The following is a 17,202-nucleotide window of genomic DNA, read 5'->3' on the forward strand; positions in this document are numbered from 1 at the left end:
GCGCGGTGATCCCTCACGGGTGGGTCACGATCCGCCGTCCGACTGCTGCGGAGCAACGGCCGCGTCCCTCCTACCCTTCAGACTCCCCCCGGATCAGCGCGAGCACTCCATCCAGCTCGTCGGCCTTCACCAGAACGTCACGCGCCTTCGAACCCTCGCTCGGCCCGACGATGTTCCGGGACTCCATGAGGTCCATGAGCCGGCCGGCCTTCGCGAAGCCCACGCGCAGCTTGCGCTGGAGCATGGACGTCGACCCGAACTGGGTGGAGACGACCAGTTCGGCCGCCTGGCACAGCAGGTCGAGGTCGTCGCCGATGTCCTCGTCGATCTCCTTCTTCTGCTTGGTCCCGACGACGACGTCCTCCCGGAAGACGGGCGTCATCTGGTCCTTGCAGTGCTGGACGACACCGGCGATCTCTTCCTCGGTCACGAACGCGCCCTGCATACGGGTGGGTTTGCTCGCCCCCATCGGCAGGAAGAGTCCGTCGCCCTTGCCGATCAGCTTCTCGGCGCCGGCCTGGTCGAGGATGACCCGCGAGTCCGCGAGGGACGAGGTGGCGAACGCGAGCCGGGAGGGCACATTGGCCTTGATCAGACCGGTGACGACGTCGACCGAGGGCCGCTGGGTGGCGAGCACCAGGTGGATACCGGCCGCCCGCGCGAGCTGCGTGATGCGCACGATGGCGTCCTCGACGTCGCGCGGGGCGACCATCATCAGGTCGGCCAGCTCGTCCACGATCACCAGCAGATACGGGTACGGCTGGAGCTCGCGCTCGCTGCCCTCCGGCGGCTTGACCTTGCCGGCGCGCACCGCGCGGTTGAAGTCGTCGATGTGCCGGTACCCGTAGGCGGCCAGGTCGTCGTAGCGCAGGTCCATCTCGCGGACGACCCACTGGAGCGCCTCGGCGGCCCGCTTGGGGTTGGTGATGATCGGTGTGATCAGGTGCGGGATGCCCTCGTAGGCGGTGAGCTCCACGCGCTTGGGGTCGACCAGGATCATCCGGACGTCCTCCGGCGTCGCCCGCATCATCACCGACGTGATCAGACAGTTGATGCAGGACGACTTGCCGGAGCCGGTGGCGCCGGCGACCAGGATGTGCGGCATCTTCGCCAGCGAGTGCATGACGTAGCCGCCCTCGACGTCCTTGCCGAAAGCGACCAGCATCGGGTCGTCGTCCTCGGCGGACTCCGCGAGCCGCAGTACGTCGCCGAGGTTGACCATCTCCCGGTCGGTGTTCGGGATCTCGATGCCGACGGCGGACTTGCCGGGAATGGGGCTGATGATGCGTACGTCGGGGCTGGCGACGGCGTACGCGATGTTCTTCGTCAGCGCGGTCACCCGCTCGACCTTGACGGCCGGTCCGAGCTCCACCACATAGCGGGTGACGGTCGGGCCGCGGGTGAAGCCGGTGACGTCGGCGTCCACCTTGAACTCGGTGAAGACCTTCCGCAGAGCGTCGACGATGACGTCGTTGGCCGCGCTGCGCGCCTTGCCCGGGCCGCCGCGCTGGAGCAGGGCGAGGGAGGGCAGCGAGTAGGTGATGTCACCGGAGAGCTGGAGCTGCTCCGCGCGGGCGGGCAGGTCCCGGGGTTCGGCGGGCGGCGCCTTCGTCATGTCCAGGATGCCCGCCCTGGGCCTCTCCGGCTCCGGCTCGTCCTCCCTCGGCCTCTCCTGCCGGGGACGGGCGGCCGGGACCGGTCTCGGCGTGGTCGGCTCGCGGTCCCCCACGCGTACGCCCTGGGTGAGGTCGGCGACGATCGGTGAGGGCGGCATCCCGTGCAGCACCGCACCGTCGAGCGCGGCGGCGGCAGCGGCGGCCACGTCCACGGCGTCCATCGGCCGGTTCGTGTCGGGCTGCGGCACCGCGGACCGGCGCGGGCGGGAGCGCCGCCGGGAGAGCGCTTCCTGCTCCGCGCTGTCGGGGATGCCGGGTTCGTGCCCCTGGGACGCCCGACCGCGGCCGCGGCGGCTCGCGGGCAACGCCTCGCGCCACTGCTCCTCGTAGCGCGCGTCGTCATCGCCGTACTCGCCGTGCTCGCCGTGTTCCTCCGGTGTCCGGTCGTGGACGAGCCCCAGCCTGGTGCCGAGCAACCGCAGCCGCTGCGGGACGGCGTTGACCGGGGTGGCCGTGACGACCAGCAGACCGAAGACGGTGAGCAGCACCAGCAGGGGCACGGCGAGCACATCGGTCACGGTGTACGACAGTGGCGTGGCCGCGCCCCAGCCGATGAGCCCGCCGGCGTCCCGTACGGCGTGCATGCCGTCGCGGGCGGGCGAACCGCAGGCGATGTGGATCTGGCCGAGCACCCCGATGAGGAGGGCCGACAGGCCGATGACGATGCGGCCGTTGGCCTCCGGCTTCTCCGGGTGCCGGATGAGGCGCACGGCGACGACCCCGACCAGGATCGGCACCAGCAGGTCGAGCCGGCCGAAGGCACCGGTGACCAGGATCTCCACGAGGTCGCCCACGGGCCCCTCGAGGTCGGCCCAGGTGCCCGCGGCGACGACGAGGCCGATGCCGAGCAGCAGCAGCGCGAGGCCGTCCTTGCGGTGGGCGGGGTCGAGGTTCCTCGCGCCCTGTCCTATGCCGCGGAAGACCGCCCCGACGGCATGTGCCAGGCCGAGCCACAGGGCGCGCACCAGGCGGTAAACGCCGCCCGTCGGGCTGGGAGCCGGTTTGGGCGCGGGCTTCTTCACCGCGGCCTTCTTGGCCGCGGGGGCTTTCCTGGCCGCGGGGGCTTTCCTGGCCGTGGTCTTCTTCGCGGGCGGCTTCTTGGCAGCGGCCTTCTTCGCCGGAGCCTTCGCGGAAGCAGCCGCCTTCTTCGCGGGTGGCTTCTTGGCGGCGGAGGGACGTGAGGCCATGGGGGTGAGGTTACCGGTGGAGACGCCTGTGGACACGCGTGCCAGATGCTTCACCCGTTCGTGTCGCTTCGACAAAGGCGCCGAACTGACGCCGCCTCACCCCGGGACCGCACCGGGTGAGCGGCAAGAGCCGTACCCTGCTGGTCAGTTCTGCGACGGCAACGGCGACACGGGGCCCGTGCCCGGCTCCAGCGCGTCCAACGCGCGCCGCAACCCCGTGAGCTTGCGCTCCAGGTGGGCCGCCGTGGCCACCGCGGCCGCGTCGGTGGATTCGTCGTTGAGCTGCTTGGTCAGGGCCTCGGCCTGTTCCTCGACAGCCGCGAGCCGCGCGGAGAGTTCGGCGAGCAGACCGACGGGCTCCTTCTGCTCCCCGGCCTCCTTCTCGTCGCCCTCCAACTGGAGCCGCAACAGCCCCGCCTGCTCCCTCAGCTGGCAGTTCTTCATGTAAAGGTCGACGAAGACCGAGACCTTCGCACGCAGCACCCACGGGTCGAACGGCTTGGAGATGTAGTCGACCGCACCTGCCGCGTAGCCGCGGAAGGTGTGGTGCGGGCCGTGGTTGATCGCGGTGAGGAAGATGATCGGGATGTCCCGGGTCCGCTCCCGCCGCTTGATGTGCGCCGCGGTCTCGAAACCGTCCATGCCCGGCATCTGGACATCCAGCAGGATGACCGCGAAGTCATCCGTGAGCAGTGCCTTGAGCGCTTCTTCCCCGGACGATGCCCGTACCAGCGTCTGATCGAGCGCCGAGAGGATCGCCTCCAGCGCCAGCAGATTCTCCGGCCGGTCATCGACCAGGAGGATCTTGGCCTTCTGCACCATGGCCCGCCCTCCTCGCCCCGGCTTGGGGCCTCCCCTGTCCGCAGGACCTGGATGGGCACCGACGGGTGCCGCCCCAGGGGACGACTCCCTTGCGCCGCCCGTCCTCGTGCCGGTCATCGTAGCCGCACCCCGCCTGTCGCCACACCCTGTCACCGTGATGTCACTGTGTACGTAGCGGAAACGCGGCAGGAGACCAGAAGGTTCCCCGGATCACGTACTCCTACACAACTTCGCGCACACCACGACAACGGTTCCCCGTGCGCGGCGTAGCCTTCCACCACCATCGCACGCCGGGAGGGCGCCGCCCACGCGCCCCCCTTTCCCGTGGTGTCGCCCTCAGGCCCGCCTCATGCCCCTCATGCCTCCTCGGGCCCCTTCGTGCCCCTCATGTCCCCCACTCCCCTCATCCATTCCTGCATCACCGACAGCAGGTGATCGGGGTCGACGGGCTTCGTCACGTAGTCGGAGGCTCCCGACTCGATCGCCTTCTCCCGGTCGCCCTTCATCGCCTTCGCGGTGAGCGCGATGATCGGGAGCCCCGCGAACTGCGGCATCCGACGGATCGCCGTCGTCGTCGCGTAACCGTCCATCTCGGGCATCATGATGTCCATCAGGACGACCGCCACGTCGTCGTGCTGCTCCAGCACCTCGATGCCCTCGCGGCCGTTCTCCGCGTACAGCACGGAAAGGCCGTGCTGCTCCAGGACGCTGGTCAGCGCGAACACGTTGCGGATGTCGTCGTCGACGATGAGCACCTTCTGCCCGCCGAACCGGATACCGCGGTGCGACCGGGCCGCCGGCTCCAGCCCCTGCTCCGTGTCGGTCCCCTGCTCGGCGGCCTGCGGCTCGGGCCTCCGCTCCAACTGGGGCAGCGGCCTGCGGCGCCGCCGGAACAGCGCGGCCGGACCGTTCTGGATCTCCCGGTACGACGTCACCTCGGCCGGTGCCACGACCGCGGGGGCGGCAGACACCGCCGGACCGCCGCTCTCCAGCGTCGGCATGGTCTGCTGGTAACCGTGCGGAGGCAACTCGCTGGGGTACAGCGGGAGATACAGCGTGAACGTCGAGCCGCGGCCCGGCTCGCTCTGTGCGTGGATCTCACCGCCGAGCAGTTGCGCGATCTCCCTCGAGATGGACAGCCCTAGCCCCGTACCGCCGTACTTGCGGCTGGTCGTGCCGTCCGCCTGCTTGAACGCCTCGAAGATCACCCGCATCTTGCTGGCGGCGATCCCGATGCCCGTGTCGGACACCGAGAACGCGATCAGGTCGGCGTCCGGGTCGGTCAGCGAACCGGCCTCCAGCAACTGCTCCCGGATGGCCTGCGGAACGTCGTCCCGGGCGGGCCGGATGACCAGCTCGACCGACCCGGAGTCGGTGAACTTCACCGCGTTCGACAGCAGGTTGCGCAGCACCTGGAGCAGCCGCTGCTCGTCGGTGTGCAGCGTGGCCGGCAGCTCCGGGGAGACCCTGACCGACAGGTCCAGGCCCTTCTCCGCGGTCAGCGGCCGGAAGGTGGCCTCCACGTAGTCCACGAGCTGGACGAGCGCGATACGCGTCGGGGAGACGTCCATCTTGCCCGCCTCGACCTTCGACAGGTCGAGGATGTCGTTGATCAGCTGCAGCAGGTCGGAGCCCGCGCCGTGGATGGTCTCGGCGAACTCGACCTGCTTCGGGGAGAGGTTCCCCTCGGCGTTGTCGGCGAGCAGCTTGGCCAGGATCAGCAGGGAGTTGAGCGGCGTCCGCAGCTCGTGCGACATGTTGGCCAGGAACTCGCTCTTGTAGCGCATGGAGACCGCGAGTTGCTCGGCGCGCTCCTCCAGGACCTGCCGCGCCTCCTCGATCTCGGTGTTCTTCACCTCGATGTCGCGGTTCTGCCGCGCCAGCAGTTCGGCCTTCTCCTCCAGTTCGGCGTTGGACGCCTGCAGCGCCTTCTGCCGCTGCTCCAACTCAGCGGAGCGCTCACGGAGTTGTTCGGTCAGCTCCTGCGACTGGGTCAGCAGCAGCTCCGTCTTGGTGTTCACCGAGATGGTGTTGACGCTCGTCGCGATCATCTCGGCGATCTGGTTCAGGAAGTCCTTCTGGATGTGCGTGAACGGCGTGAAGGAGGCCAGTTCGATGACGCCCAGCACGGTCCCCTCGAACAGCACCGGAAGCACGATCACCTGGGCCGGCGGCGCCTCCCCGAGCCCCGAGGAGATCTTCAGGTAGCCGCTGGGCGCGTCCGCCACCAGGATCGTGCGCTTCTCCATGGCGGCCGTCCCGATGAGCCCCTCACCGGGCCGGAACGACGTCGGCATGGAGCCCAGCGAGTAGCCGTACGAACCGAGCATGCGCAGCTCGTACTGGTCGTCCTCGGCGACGCTCACGTCCTCCCCGTCGACCAGCGGCATCGAGAGGAAGAACGCGCCGTGCTGCGCGGAGACCACGGGCGTCAGCTCGCTCATGATCAGCGAGGCCACGTCCTCCAGGTCCCGGCGGCCCTGCATCAGCGCGGAGATGCGGGCCAGATTGCCCTTCAGCCAGTCCTGCTCCTTGTTGGCGATCGTGGTGTCGCGCAGGTTGGCGATCATCTTGTTGATGTAGTCCTGGAGTTCCTGGATCTCCCCGGACGCGTCCACGTCGATCTTCAGGTTCAGGTCGCCGCGGGTCACCGCGGTCGCCACGCGCGCGATGGCACGCACCTGCCGGGTCAGGTTCCCGGCCATCTCGTTCACCGACTCGGTCAGGTCCCGCCAGGTGCCGTCGACGTCCCGCACGCGTGCCTGGCCGCCGAGCTGGCCCTCGGTACCCACCTCGCGGGCCACCCGCGTGACCTCCTCGGCGAACGAGGACAGCTGGTCCACCATCGTGTTGATGGTGGTCTTCAGCTCCAGGATCTCGCCCCGCGCGTCGATGTCGATCTTCTTCGTCAGGTCACCCTTGGCGATGGCCGTGGTCACCATGGCGATGTTGCGTACCTGGCCGGTCAGATTGGACGCCATCCGGTTCACGGACTCGGTGAGGTCCTTCCACGTACCGGCCACCCCCGGTACGTGCGCCTGACCGCCGAGGATGCCGTCCGTACCCACCTCGCGGGCCACCTTGGTGACCTGCTCGGCGAACGAACTCAGCGTCCGCACCATGATGTTGATGGTGTCGGCGAGCTGCGCCAGCTCCCCGCGCGCCTCGATGGTGACCTGCCGCGTCAGGTCACCGTTGGCGACCGCGGCGGAGACCTCGGAGATGTTCCGCACCTGGGTGGTGAGGTTCTTGGCCATCAGGTTGACGTTGTCGCTCAGGTCCTTCCAGATGCCCGTGACCCCGGGCACGTGGGCCTGGCCGCCCAGGATGCCCTCGGTGCCCACCTCACGCGCCACCCTGGTCACCTGCTCGGCGAACGACGACAGCTGATCCACCATCGTGTTGACGGTGGTGACGAGCTCGAGGATCTCGCCCTTGGCGTCGACGGTGATCTTCTTCGACAGATCGCCCCGGGCCACCGCCGTGGTGACCTCGGCGATGTTGCGCACCTGGAGGGTCAGGTTGTTCGCCATGCCGTTCACCGACTGGGTGAGGTCCTTCCAGGTGCCGGAGACGCCCTGTACCTCGGCCTGACCGCCGAGGATGCCCTCCGTCCCCACCTCACGCGCCACCCGCGTGACCTCCTCGGCGAACGACGACAGCTGATCCACCATCGTGTTCAGGGTGTTCTTCAGCTCCAGGATCTCGCCGCGCGCGTCCACCGTGATCTTCTGCGACAGGTCACCCCGGGCCACCGCCGTCGCCACCTGGGCGATGTTGCGTACCTGCGCGGTGAGATTGCCGGCCATGCCGTTCACGGAGTCGGTGAGGTCGCGCCACACCCCGGCGACCCCGGGCACCTGCGCCTGACCCCCCAGACGGCCCTCCGTCCCCACCTCACGGGCCACCCGCGTGACCTGGTCGGCGAACGACGACAGCTGGTCCACCATCGTGTTGACGGTGTTCTTCAGCTCCAGGATCTCGCCGCGCGCGTCCACCGTGATCTTCTGCGACAGGTCACCCCGGGCCACCGCCGTCGTGACCTGGGCGATGTTGCGCACCTGGCCGGTCAGATTGGACGCCATCGAGTTGACGGAGTCGGTGAGTTCCTTCCAGGTGCCCGACACGCCGTCCACCCGGGCCTGACCGCCCAGTCGGCCCTCCGTGCCCACGTCCCGGGCCATGCGCGTGACCTGGTCGGCGAAGCTCGACAGCTGATCCACCATCGTGTTGACGGTGTTCTTCAACTGGAGCATCTCGCCGGAGACGTCGACGGTGACCTTCTGCGACAGGTCGCCGTTGGCCACCGCCGTCGTCACCTGGGCGATGTTCCTCACCTGACCGGTGAGGTTGCGGAACGCGGTGTTGACGGAGTCCGTCAGGTCCTTCCAGGTACCCGCCGCCCCCGGCACCTGCGCCTGCCCACCCAGCTCACCCTCGACACCGACCTCGCGCGCCACCCGCGTGACCTCGGCACCGAAGGAGGACAGCTGGTCCACCATCGTGTTGACGGTGTTCTTCAGCTCCAGCATCTCGCCGGCCACGTCCACGGTGACCTTCTGCGACAGGTCGCCGTTGGCCACCGCCGTCGTCACCGCGGCGATGTCCCTCACCTGAGTGGTCAGGTTCCGGAACACGGTGTTGACGGAATCCGTCAGGTCCTTCCAGGTACCGGCGGCCCCCGGCACGTTCGCCTGGCCGCCCAGCTGCCCCTCGGCCCCGACCTCGTTGGCGACCCGGGTCACCTCGTCGGCGAAGATCCGCAGCGTCTCGGTCATCTGGTTGATCGTCTCGGCGAGCTGGGCGACCTCGCCGCGCGCCGGTACGGTCACCTTCCGCGACAGGTCACCGTTGGCGACGGCGGTCGTCACCTCCGCGATCCCGCGCACCTGGGCCGTCAGGTTCCCGGCCATGGTGTTCACCGAATCGGTGAGCTCCTTCCACACGCCGTCCACCCCGGGCACCTGCGCCTGCCCGCCCAGCGCGCCCTCAGTGCCCACCTCGCGTGCGACACGCGTCACCTCGGAGGAGAACGCCGAGAGCTGGTCCACCATCGTGTTGACGGTGTTCTTCAGCTCCAGCATCTCGCCTTCGACATGCACGGTGACCTTGCGCGACAGGTCGCCGCGGGCCACCGCCGTCGTCACCAGCGCGATGTCGCGCACCTGCGCCGTCAGCCGCTCCGCCATGGTGTTGACCGAGTCCGTGAGGTCCTTCCACGAACCGGACATACCGCGCACCCGGGCTTGACCGCCCAGCTTGCCCTCGGTACCGACCTCGCTGGCCACACGCGTGACCTCGTCGGTGAAACTCGACAGCTGGTCGACCAGATTGTTGACGGTACGGCCGACCTTCAGGAACTCTCCGCGCAGCGGCTGCCCCGATCCGTCGGTGACCTGCGTCCGCAGCTCCATCCGCGGCGACAGATCACCCTCGGCCACCGCCGACAGCACCCGGCTGACCTCGGAAACGGGCCGTGCCAGGTCGTCCACCAGCGCGTTCGAGTTGTCGATCGCGGTCGACCAGGAACCCTCGCAGGGCCCCGTCTCCAGGCGCTCGGTGAGCTTCCCCTCACGCCCCACCATGCGCCGTACCCGCGCCAGCTCACCCGTCAGATGAAGATTGCGGTCGGCCACCTCGTTGAAGACCGCGGCGATCTCCGACATCGGGCCGTCACCGGACACCGTGAGCCGCTTGCGGAAGTTGCCGTCCCGCATCGCCAGCAGGGCCACCATCAAACGGTTCAGGGCCGCCGAGTCCACCTCGGTGGTCCCGCCCCGCGCCCTGCCCTGCCCACTCAGGGACCGTCCGCCCTTCGCGCGCGTGTCCGTGCCCCGCGTCGCTGCGCCAGACTCCACTGTGTCCCTCCCGCAGGGGTCGACCGTTACTGCTCGTGTTCGGGCACCACCGCACGGCGCACCCGTGGAAACTGTTTCTACTGTTTACTCTGCTGACTCGTGCATGTTCTTGTACTACCGCGATACCTGCCCGGACGACCGGGGTGCCATCCGAGGCCGCTGCCCGCCCGGCACGGAAGACACTCCGCCTGTCCTGACCTTCGCAACAACAAGCCTGCCCAGTGTTTCACCCCCACTGAACCAGGCGATAACTGTTCGGCAGCTTCGCACATCGTCCGTACGGCTTCCGGGCCCCGGACACCTCCGGACGGAAACACCGCAGACCGGCATCCGCTCGGACCGCGAAGGTAAGTAACCTTGCATGCGGCTGTCCAGCCACGCCGGTCCGTCCGGCCCGGGCGATGGCCGGCACGGAGTCGAGCGGGCATCGGAGGGCGGCCGCACACATGACCACCGGACTGATCCCGGGGGACCAGCCCCCGGACCCACGGCAGACGAACGGCCTGCCGCACCAGCGGGACGAACCGGTCGGCCATGGAGCCATGCCCGCAGAGAACCGGCCGAGGAGTTCTGTGATCACCGCGCGCGCGGCCGCCAGTTTCGAGCCCGTCGGGCGCTCGGTCGCGAGTGCCCGCGCCTTCGTCCGCGACACCCTCCAGGGGTGGGGGTTCGCCGACATCATCGACGACGCCGTGGTCCTCACCAGTGAGCTCGTCACCAACGCCGTGGTCCACGCCGGTACCTCCGCCGACCTCCTGTGCCTGCGCAGCGACGACGGCGTACGGATCGAGGTGGCCGACCGTTACCCGGAACGCGAAGTACCGCTCCAGGGCTCGGCCGCCACCATGGGCAGCCCCGACCGCGAGGGCGGACGCGGCCTCCAGCTCTGCGCGGCCCTGGCCGACCGCTGGGGCGTGGAGTACAGCCCCACCTACAAGACCGTCTGGTTCCAACTCGACGTTCCCGAGCGCCCGGTGGGCACCCGCACGGCCGGTCCGGCACTGCCGTCCGACCTCCTGCCCATCGCCGACACCCGGGTCCGCGTCGCCGTCGTGCAGATCGACCGGACCGGTGCCATCTCCTCCTGGAACGAGGACGCGGAAGAGCTCTTCGGCTACCGGGCCGACCAGGTCACCGGCAAGCCGCTCACCGATCTCGCGGCCTGGCCCCACACTCCCGGCACCGGCACCGGCATCGCGGAGGCGCTCCAACTCTCCCGCTGGGAAGGCAGCTACGGCATAAGGGACGCCCAGGGCCGAGTGACTCCCGTCTACGCCTCCCACCTGCGCGTCCGCGACGCGGACGGCGACCCGTCCACCGTGTGCCTCCTCGTCAGGGACCACGAACGGGCCGTCCTGCAGACCCCGTTGCGGGCCCCCGTTTCCGACACCTCCGAGAGTCAGAGCACCGACCCCTTCGAGGTGTTCATCGGCTCGCCCGCCCCCGACGACCTCGACAGCCTCCTCCAACGCACGGTGGAACGCGCCCGCGACATGCTCGACGGCGACTCCGCCTTCCTCCTGCTCGCCACCGACGACGAGACCGAACTCGAGGTACGCGCCTCCACCGGCCTGCCCTCCGCCCGACAGCGCTTCGCCCGTGTCCCGGTGGAGGCCGGCTCCGGCCGCTACGGCTCCGCCCGGATGCCGTCCGTCCACGACGACCTCACCGCCCTGCCCGGCGCGGTCCCCCTCCTCAACGGCACCGGCATGCGCTCGGTCGTCACCGTCCCGCTGAAGGTCGAGGGCCGCCTCACCGGCTCTCTCGGCGTCGCTGCGGAGGGGGCCGGCAGATACTCCAACGAGGAGGCGCTGCGCCTCCAGTTCGCCGCCGACCGCATCGCCCTGGCCGTCGAGTCGGCCCGCCTGGGCGAGTTGGAGCGACTGCGCCGCGGCTCACTGAGCTTCCTCGTCGAAGCCTCCGACCTGCTGGCCGGCACCCTGGACCGCGACCAGACCCTGGCTCTCATGGCCCAGATGACCGTCCCCACCCTGGCCACCTGGTGCGCCGTCTACACGATCGCCGACCAGGCCTCCGAGCCCTACCTCTCCTACGTCCTGCACGAGGACGAGGAACTCATCGACGGCATCAAGTCCCTGCTCTCGAAGATGGCCCCGCCCGACCCTGTCCCCACCCCCGGCGCCCGCGTATGGCCGGCGCCCGGCGAGGTGGCCCACCAGGCGGCCCTGCGCACCTCCATGCGCAGCCTCGGCCTGAGCGGCGGCCCGAGCAACCAGGTCGCCCCCGGCATCGGTCCCACCCTCACCACGGCCGCCGCGGTGGGCGGCGAGACGGTGGTCCTCCCCCTGGTCGCCCGCAACCGCGTCATCGGCATGCTGACGCTCGGCAAACCGACCGACGAACACTTCCGGCAGGAGATCCTGGAACTCGCCGAGGACCTCTCCCGCAGGGCCGCCCTGGCCCTGGACAACGCCCGCCTCTACTCCGAGCGCACGGCCATCAGCCAGTCCCTCCAGCGCAGCCTCCTGCCGCCGGAACTCCCCGTGATCGACAGCGTCGAGGTCGAGGTCATCTACCGCGCGGCCGGCGAGGGCAACGAGGTCGGCGGCGACTTCTACGATCTGTTCCCGATCAGCGACGGCGCCTACGGCTTCGCCATCGGCGACGTCTGCGGTACGGGCCCGAACGCCGCAGCCGTCACCGGGCTGGCCCGGCACGCCCTGAGACTGCTGGCCCGCGAGGGCCTCAACGGCCCGGCGGTCCTCGAGCGCCTGAACTCCGCCATCCTCGACGAGGGCGCCCGCAGCCGCTTCCTCACTCTCCTGTACGGCGAACTGCGCCCGCAGGAGGACGGCAGCGCGGAGTTGAAGGTGGTCTGTGCGGGCCACCCCCTCCCGCTGCGCCTTCGCCAGGACGGCACCGTGGAACCCGCCGCCGAACCGCAGCCCCTTCTCGGTGTCATCGAGGACCTGGACCTGTACGAGCAGACGGTCACCCTCGACCCGGGCGACGTCCTGCTGTGCGTCACCGACGGCGTCACCGAGCGCCGTGAGGGCCTGAACATGCTGGGCGACGACGGCCTCGCCGAGGTCCTGAAGACCTGTACGGGCCTGACCGCGGGCGCGGTCGCCGCCCGCATCATGCGCGCCGTGGAACGCTTCGCCTCCGACGCCCCCTCCGACGACATGGCGATCCTCGCCATGCGCGTCCCGGGCCTCCACCAGGACTGAGGACCAGGGCATGAGAAAGGCCCCGCCCTTTTGGGCGGGGCCTTTCTGTCGGAGCCCCCAAACGGAATCGAACCGTTGACCTTCTCCTTACCATGGAGACGCTCTGCCGACTGAGCTATAGGGGCCTGCTACCACTTCGCGGTGTCCCGCGGTGGCAACGGAATAGATCATACCCTGACCGGCCCTGTACTCCCAACCACGGTTCAGAGAGCCGGCTGGAGCAGCCCTCCCAGCGCGTTGCAGGCCGACGCGACACGCTGCATGTCCCGCTTGGTCAGCACGGCGTCCACAGGCAGGGCCAGCGTCTCGTCGGCGGCCCGCTCGGTCTCGGGCAGAGACACGCACCGCCGGAACCCGGGCAGCCGGTGCACGGGGGTCTTCACCGGCACCCTGCACTCGACTCCCTTGGCTCGTACGGCTTGTGCAAAAGCGTCCCGGTCCGGGCGGCCGTTCCCGGGCACTCGCACGACGTACTGCTGGTAGGTGTGCCCGTCACCACCGTCGGGCGTTCGAACACCCCGCAGTTTCGCGTCGAGATAGGCCGCCCGCTCCCTGCGCCGAGCGATCTCCTCGTACGGCCCCTCCGACTCCCCACGCTCCAGTATCAGCAGGCCGTGCCGCTGCCCGAGGAGGTGCAACCGGGCGATGTCTGCCCGCCTGCCGAAGCGGTGGACGGCAACAACGGCTGCCGTCCGCGGAGTTATGGCGGCTTCCACAGCAGCCGGCGCGAGGCAGTAGGTCACCGGATCTATCTCGGCGAACACCGGCAACGCGCCTGCAAGGGTGACAGCCTCGACGACTTCCACGTTCCCGAAGGCGGACACGACCACCTCGTCACCGACTCCGACGCCGGCGGCCCTGAGCAGTGCAGCAGTACCCATGGGATGGATGTTCGTGGCGCAATGTGAACTTCAAGTGACGCAGAACAAAAAAGGGTTGGACCCCGAACCGAAGTTCGGGACCCAACCCTGTCACAATTTGTTCGGCGGCGTCCTACTCTCCCACAGGGTCCCCCCTGCAGTACCATCGGCGCTATAAGGCTTAGCTTCCGGGTTCGGAATGTAACCGGGCGTTTCCCCTACGCTATGGCCACCGAAACACTATGAAACACTCAACCGCACCACGCCGTGGCCCGGCATGGGGTCGTTCGTGGTTTCAGAACCAACACAGTGGACGCGAGCAACTGAGGACAAGCCCTCGGCCTATTAGTACCGGTCAACTCCACACCTTACGGCGCTTCCATATCCGGCCTATCAACCCAGTCGTCTACTGGGAGCCTTACCCCATCAAGTGGGTGGGAGCCCTCATCTCGAAGCAGGCTTCCCGCTTAGATGCTTTCAGCGGTTATCCCTCCCGAACGTAGCCAACCAGCCATGCCCTTGGCAGGACAACTGGCACACCAGAGGTTCGTCCGTCCCGGTCCTCTCGTACTAGGGACAGCCCTTCTCAAGACTCCTGCGCGCGCAGCGGATAGGGACCGAACTGTCTCACGACGTTCTAAACCCAGCTCGCGTACCGCTTTAATGGGCGAACAGCCCAACCCTTGGGACCGACTCCAGCCCCAGGATGCGACGAGCCGACATCGAGGTGCCAAACCATCCCGTCGATATGGACTCTTGGGGAAGATCAGCCTGTTATCCCCGGGGTACCTTTTATCCGTTGAGCGACGGCGCTTCCACAAGCCACCGCCGGATCACTAGTCCCGACTTTCGTCCCTGCTCGACCCGTCGGTCTCACAGTCAAGCTCCCTTGTGCACTTACACTCACCACCTGATTGCCAACCAGGCTGAGGGAACCTTTGGGCGCCTCCGTTACTCTTTAGGAGGCAACCGCCCCAGTTAAACTACCCATCAGACACTGTCCCTGATCCGGATCACGGACCCAGGTTAGACATCCAGCACGACCAGACTGGTATTTCAACGACGACTCCCCCACCACTGGCGTGGCGGGCTCACAGTCTCCCAGCTATCCTACACAAGCCGAACCGAACACCAATATCAAACTGTAGTAAAGGTCCCGGGGTCTTTCCGTCCTGCTGCGCGAAACGAGCATCTTTACTCGTAGTGCAATTTCACCGGGCCTATGGTTGAGACAGTCGAGAAGTCGTTACGCCATTCGTGCAGGTCGGAACTTACCCGACAAGGAATTTCGCTACCTTAGGATGGTTATAGTTACCACCGCCGTTTACTGGCGCTTAAGTTCTCAGCTTCGCCCCACCGAAATGGAGCTGACCGGTCCCCTTAACGTTCCAGCACCGGGCAGGCGTCAGTCCGTATACCTCGCCTTACGGCTTCGCACGGACCTGTGTTTTTAGTAAACAGTCGCTTCTCGCTGGTCTCTGCGGCCACCCCCAGCTCAGGAAGCACGTTCCCTCACCGGTGATGGCCCCCCTTCTCCCGAAGTTACGGGGGCATTTTGCCGAGTTCCTTAACCATAGTTCACCCGAACGCCTCGGTATTCTCTACCTGACCACCTGAGTCGGTTTAGGGTACGGGCCGCCATGAAACTCGCTAGAGGCTTTTCTCGACAGCATAGGATCATCCACTTCGCCACAATCGGCTCGGCATCGGGTCTCACCCTGGATGAGTGGCGGATTTGCCTACCACTCGGGCTACACCCTTACCCCGGGACAACCACCGCCCGGGCTGGACTGCCTTCCTGCGTCACCCCATCACTCACCTACTGCAGGTCTGGTCCGTCGGCTCCACCACTCCCCTCAACTCCGAAGAGATCGGGGCGGCTTCACGGACTTAGCATCGCCTGGTTCGATGTCTTGCGCTTCACAGCGGGTACCGGAATATCAACCGGTTGTCCATCGACTACGCCTGTCGGCCTCGCCTTAGGTCCCGACTTACCCTGGGCAGATCAGCTTGACCCAGGAACCCTTGGTCAATCGGCGCACACGTTTCTCACGTGTGTATCGCTACTCATGCCTGCATTCTCACTCGTGAACCGTCCACAACTCGCTTCCGCGGCTGCTTCACCCGGCACACGACGCTCCCCTACCCATCACGATCCCCGTTGGGGGTTGATATCGCAATGACACGACTTCGGCGGTACGCTTGAGCCCCGCTACATTGTCGGCGCGGAATCACTAGACCAGTGAGCTATTACGCACTCTTTCAAGGATGGCTGCTTCTAAGCCAACCTCCTGGTTGTCTGTGCGACTCCACATCCTTTCCCACTTAGCGTACGCTTGGGGGCCTTAGTCGATGCTCTGGGCTGTTTCCCTCTCGACCATGGAGCTTATCCCCCACGGTCTCACTGCCGCGCTCTCACTTACCGGCATTCGGAGTTTGGCTAAGGTCAGTAACCCGGTAGGGCCCATCGCCTATCCAGTGCTCTACCTCCGGCAAGAAACACGCGACGCTGCACCTAAATGCATTTCGGGGAGAACCAGCTATCACGGAGTTTGATTGGCCTTTCACCCCTAACCACAGGTCATCCCCCAGGTTTTCAACCCTGGTGGGTTCGGTCCTCCACGAAGTCTTACCTCCGCTTCAACCTGCCCATGGCTAGATCACTCCGCTTCGGGTCTTGAGCGTGCTACTGAAGCGCCCTGTTCGGACTCGCTTTCGCTACGGCTTCCCCACCCGGGTTAACCTCGCAACACACCGCAAACTCGCAGGCTCATTCTTCAAAAGGCACGCAGTCACGACGTCGAGTGCAAGCACTCGACGCGACGCTCCCACGGCTTGTAGGCACACGGTTTCAGGTACTATTTCACTCCGCTCCCGCGGTACTTTTCACCATTCCCTCACGGTACTGTCCGCTATCGGTCACCAGGGAATATTTAGGCTTGACGGGTGGTCCCGCCGGATTCACACGGGATTTCTCGGGCCCCGTGCTACTTGGGTGTCTCTCCAACGAGCCGCTGACGTTTCGACTACGGGGGTCTTACCCTCTGCGCCGGACCTTTCGCATGTCCTTCGTCTACCTCAGCGGTTTCTGACTCGTCCCACGGCCGGCAGACCGTGGAAGAGAGATCCCACAACCCCCACGACGCAACCCCTGCCGGGTCTCACACGTCGTAGGTTTGGCCTCGTCCGGTTTCGCTCGCCACTACTCCCGGAATCACGGTTGTTTTCTCTTCCTGCGGGTACTGAGATGTTTCACTTCCCCGCGTTCCCTCCGCTTGCCCTATGTGTTCAGGCAAGGGTGACAGCCCATGACGACTGCCGGGTTTCCCCATTCGGAAACCCCCGGATCACAGCCTGGTTGACGGCTCCCCGGGGACTATCGTGGCCTCCCACGTCCTTCATCGGTTCCTGGTGCCAAGGCATCCACCGTGCGCCCTTAAAAACTTGGCCACAGATGCTCGCGTCCACTGTGCAGTTCTCAAACAACGACCAACCACCCGTCACACACCGCCAGGGGCGGTGCTGTACCGGGGCCGGCAACTGAGGGTTCGTTCCCTCAGACACCCAACAGCGTGCCCGGCACCCCTGCCGCTTCCCCCGGCGTTCCA

Annotated in this window: 5 protein-coding genes, 1 tRNA gene and 2 rRNA genes; 1 reads left to right on the top strand and 7 read right to left on the bottom strand. The window is 67.3% G+C overall.

Features of this window, described 5'->3' with window-relative positions; all coding sequences use genetic code 11:
• Positions 1–70: 70 nt before the first annotated feature.
• From PYS65_RS09800 to PYS65_RS09810, 3 genes are all read right to left on the bottom strand, one after another.
• Positions 71–2,863, bottom strand: a complete 2,793-nt coding sequence (locus tag PYS65_RS09800; protein ID WP_279333473.1) for a DNA translocase FtsK — start codon at positions 2,861–2,863, stop codon at positions 71–73.
• A 144-nt stretch (positions 2,864–3,007) separates the two neighbouring features.
• Positions 3,008–3,685 (bottom strand): response regulator, encoded by a 678-nt coding sequence (locus tag PYS65_RS09805; RefSeq protein WP_279333474.1) that lies wholly within the window; start codon positions 3,683–3,685, stop codon positions 3,008–3,010.
• Between the two features lie 356 nt (positions 3,686–4,041).
• On the bottom strand, positions 4,042–9,543 hold the full coding sequence (locus PYS65_RS09810; protein WP_279333475.1) for a HAMP domain-containing protein: 5,502 nt from the start codon (positions 9,541–9,543) through the stop codon (positions 4,042–4,044).
• 446 nt (positions 9,544–9,989) lie between these two features.
• Between PYS65_RS09810 and PYS65_RS09815 the strand changes: the two genes are divergently transcribed.
• Entirely contained in the window at positions 9,990–12,734 is a 2,745-nt protein-coding gene (locus PYS65_RS09815) for a SpoIIE family protein phosphatase (protein WP_279333477.1), read from the top strand.
• Between the two features lie 52 nt (positions 12,735–12,786).
• On the opposite strand, the gene PYS65_RS09820 is transcribed toward PYS65_RS09815, so the two are convergent.
• The 4 genes from PYS65_RS09820 to PYS65_RS09835 form a co-directional block, all read right to left on the bottom strand.
• Positions 12,787–12,859, bottom strand: a tRNA-Thr gene (locus PYS65_RS09820).
• Between the two features lie 78 nt (positions 12,860–12,937).
• On the bottom strand, positions 12,938–13,600 hold the full coding sequence (locus PYS65_RS09825; protein WP_279337905.1) for a DegT/DnrJ/EryC1/StrS family aminotransferase: 663 nt from the start codon (positions 13,598–13,600) through the stop codon (positions 12,938–12,940).
• Positions 13,601–13,714: 114 nt separating this feature from the next.
• Positions 13,715–13,831, bottom strand: a 5S ribosomal RNA gene (gene rrf / locus PYS65_RS09830).
• An 88-nt stretch (positions 13,832–13,919) separates the two neighbouring features.
• A 23S ribosomal RNA gene (locus PYS65_RS09835) occupies positions 13,920–17,044 on the bottom strand.
• Positions 17,045–17,202: the final 158 nt, after the last annotated feature.

The sequence above is a fragment of the Streptomyces cathayae genome (genome assembly GCF_029760955.1).
GTDB lineage: Bacteria > Actinomycetota > Actinomycetes > Streptomycetales > Streptomycetaceae > Streptomyces > Streptomyces cathayae.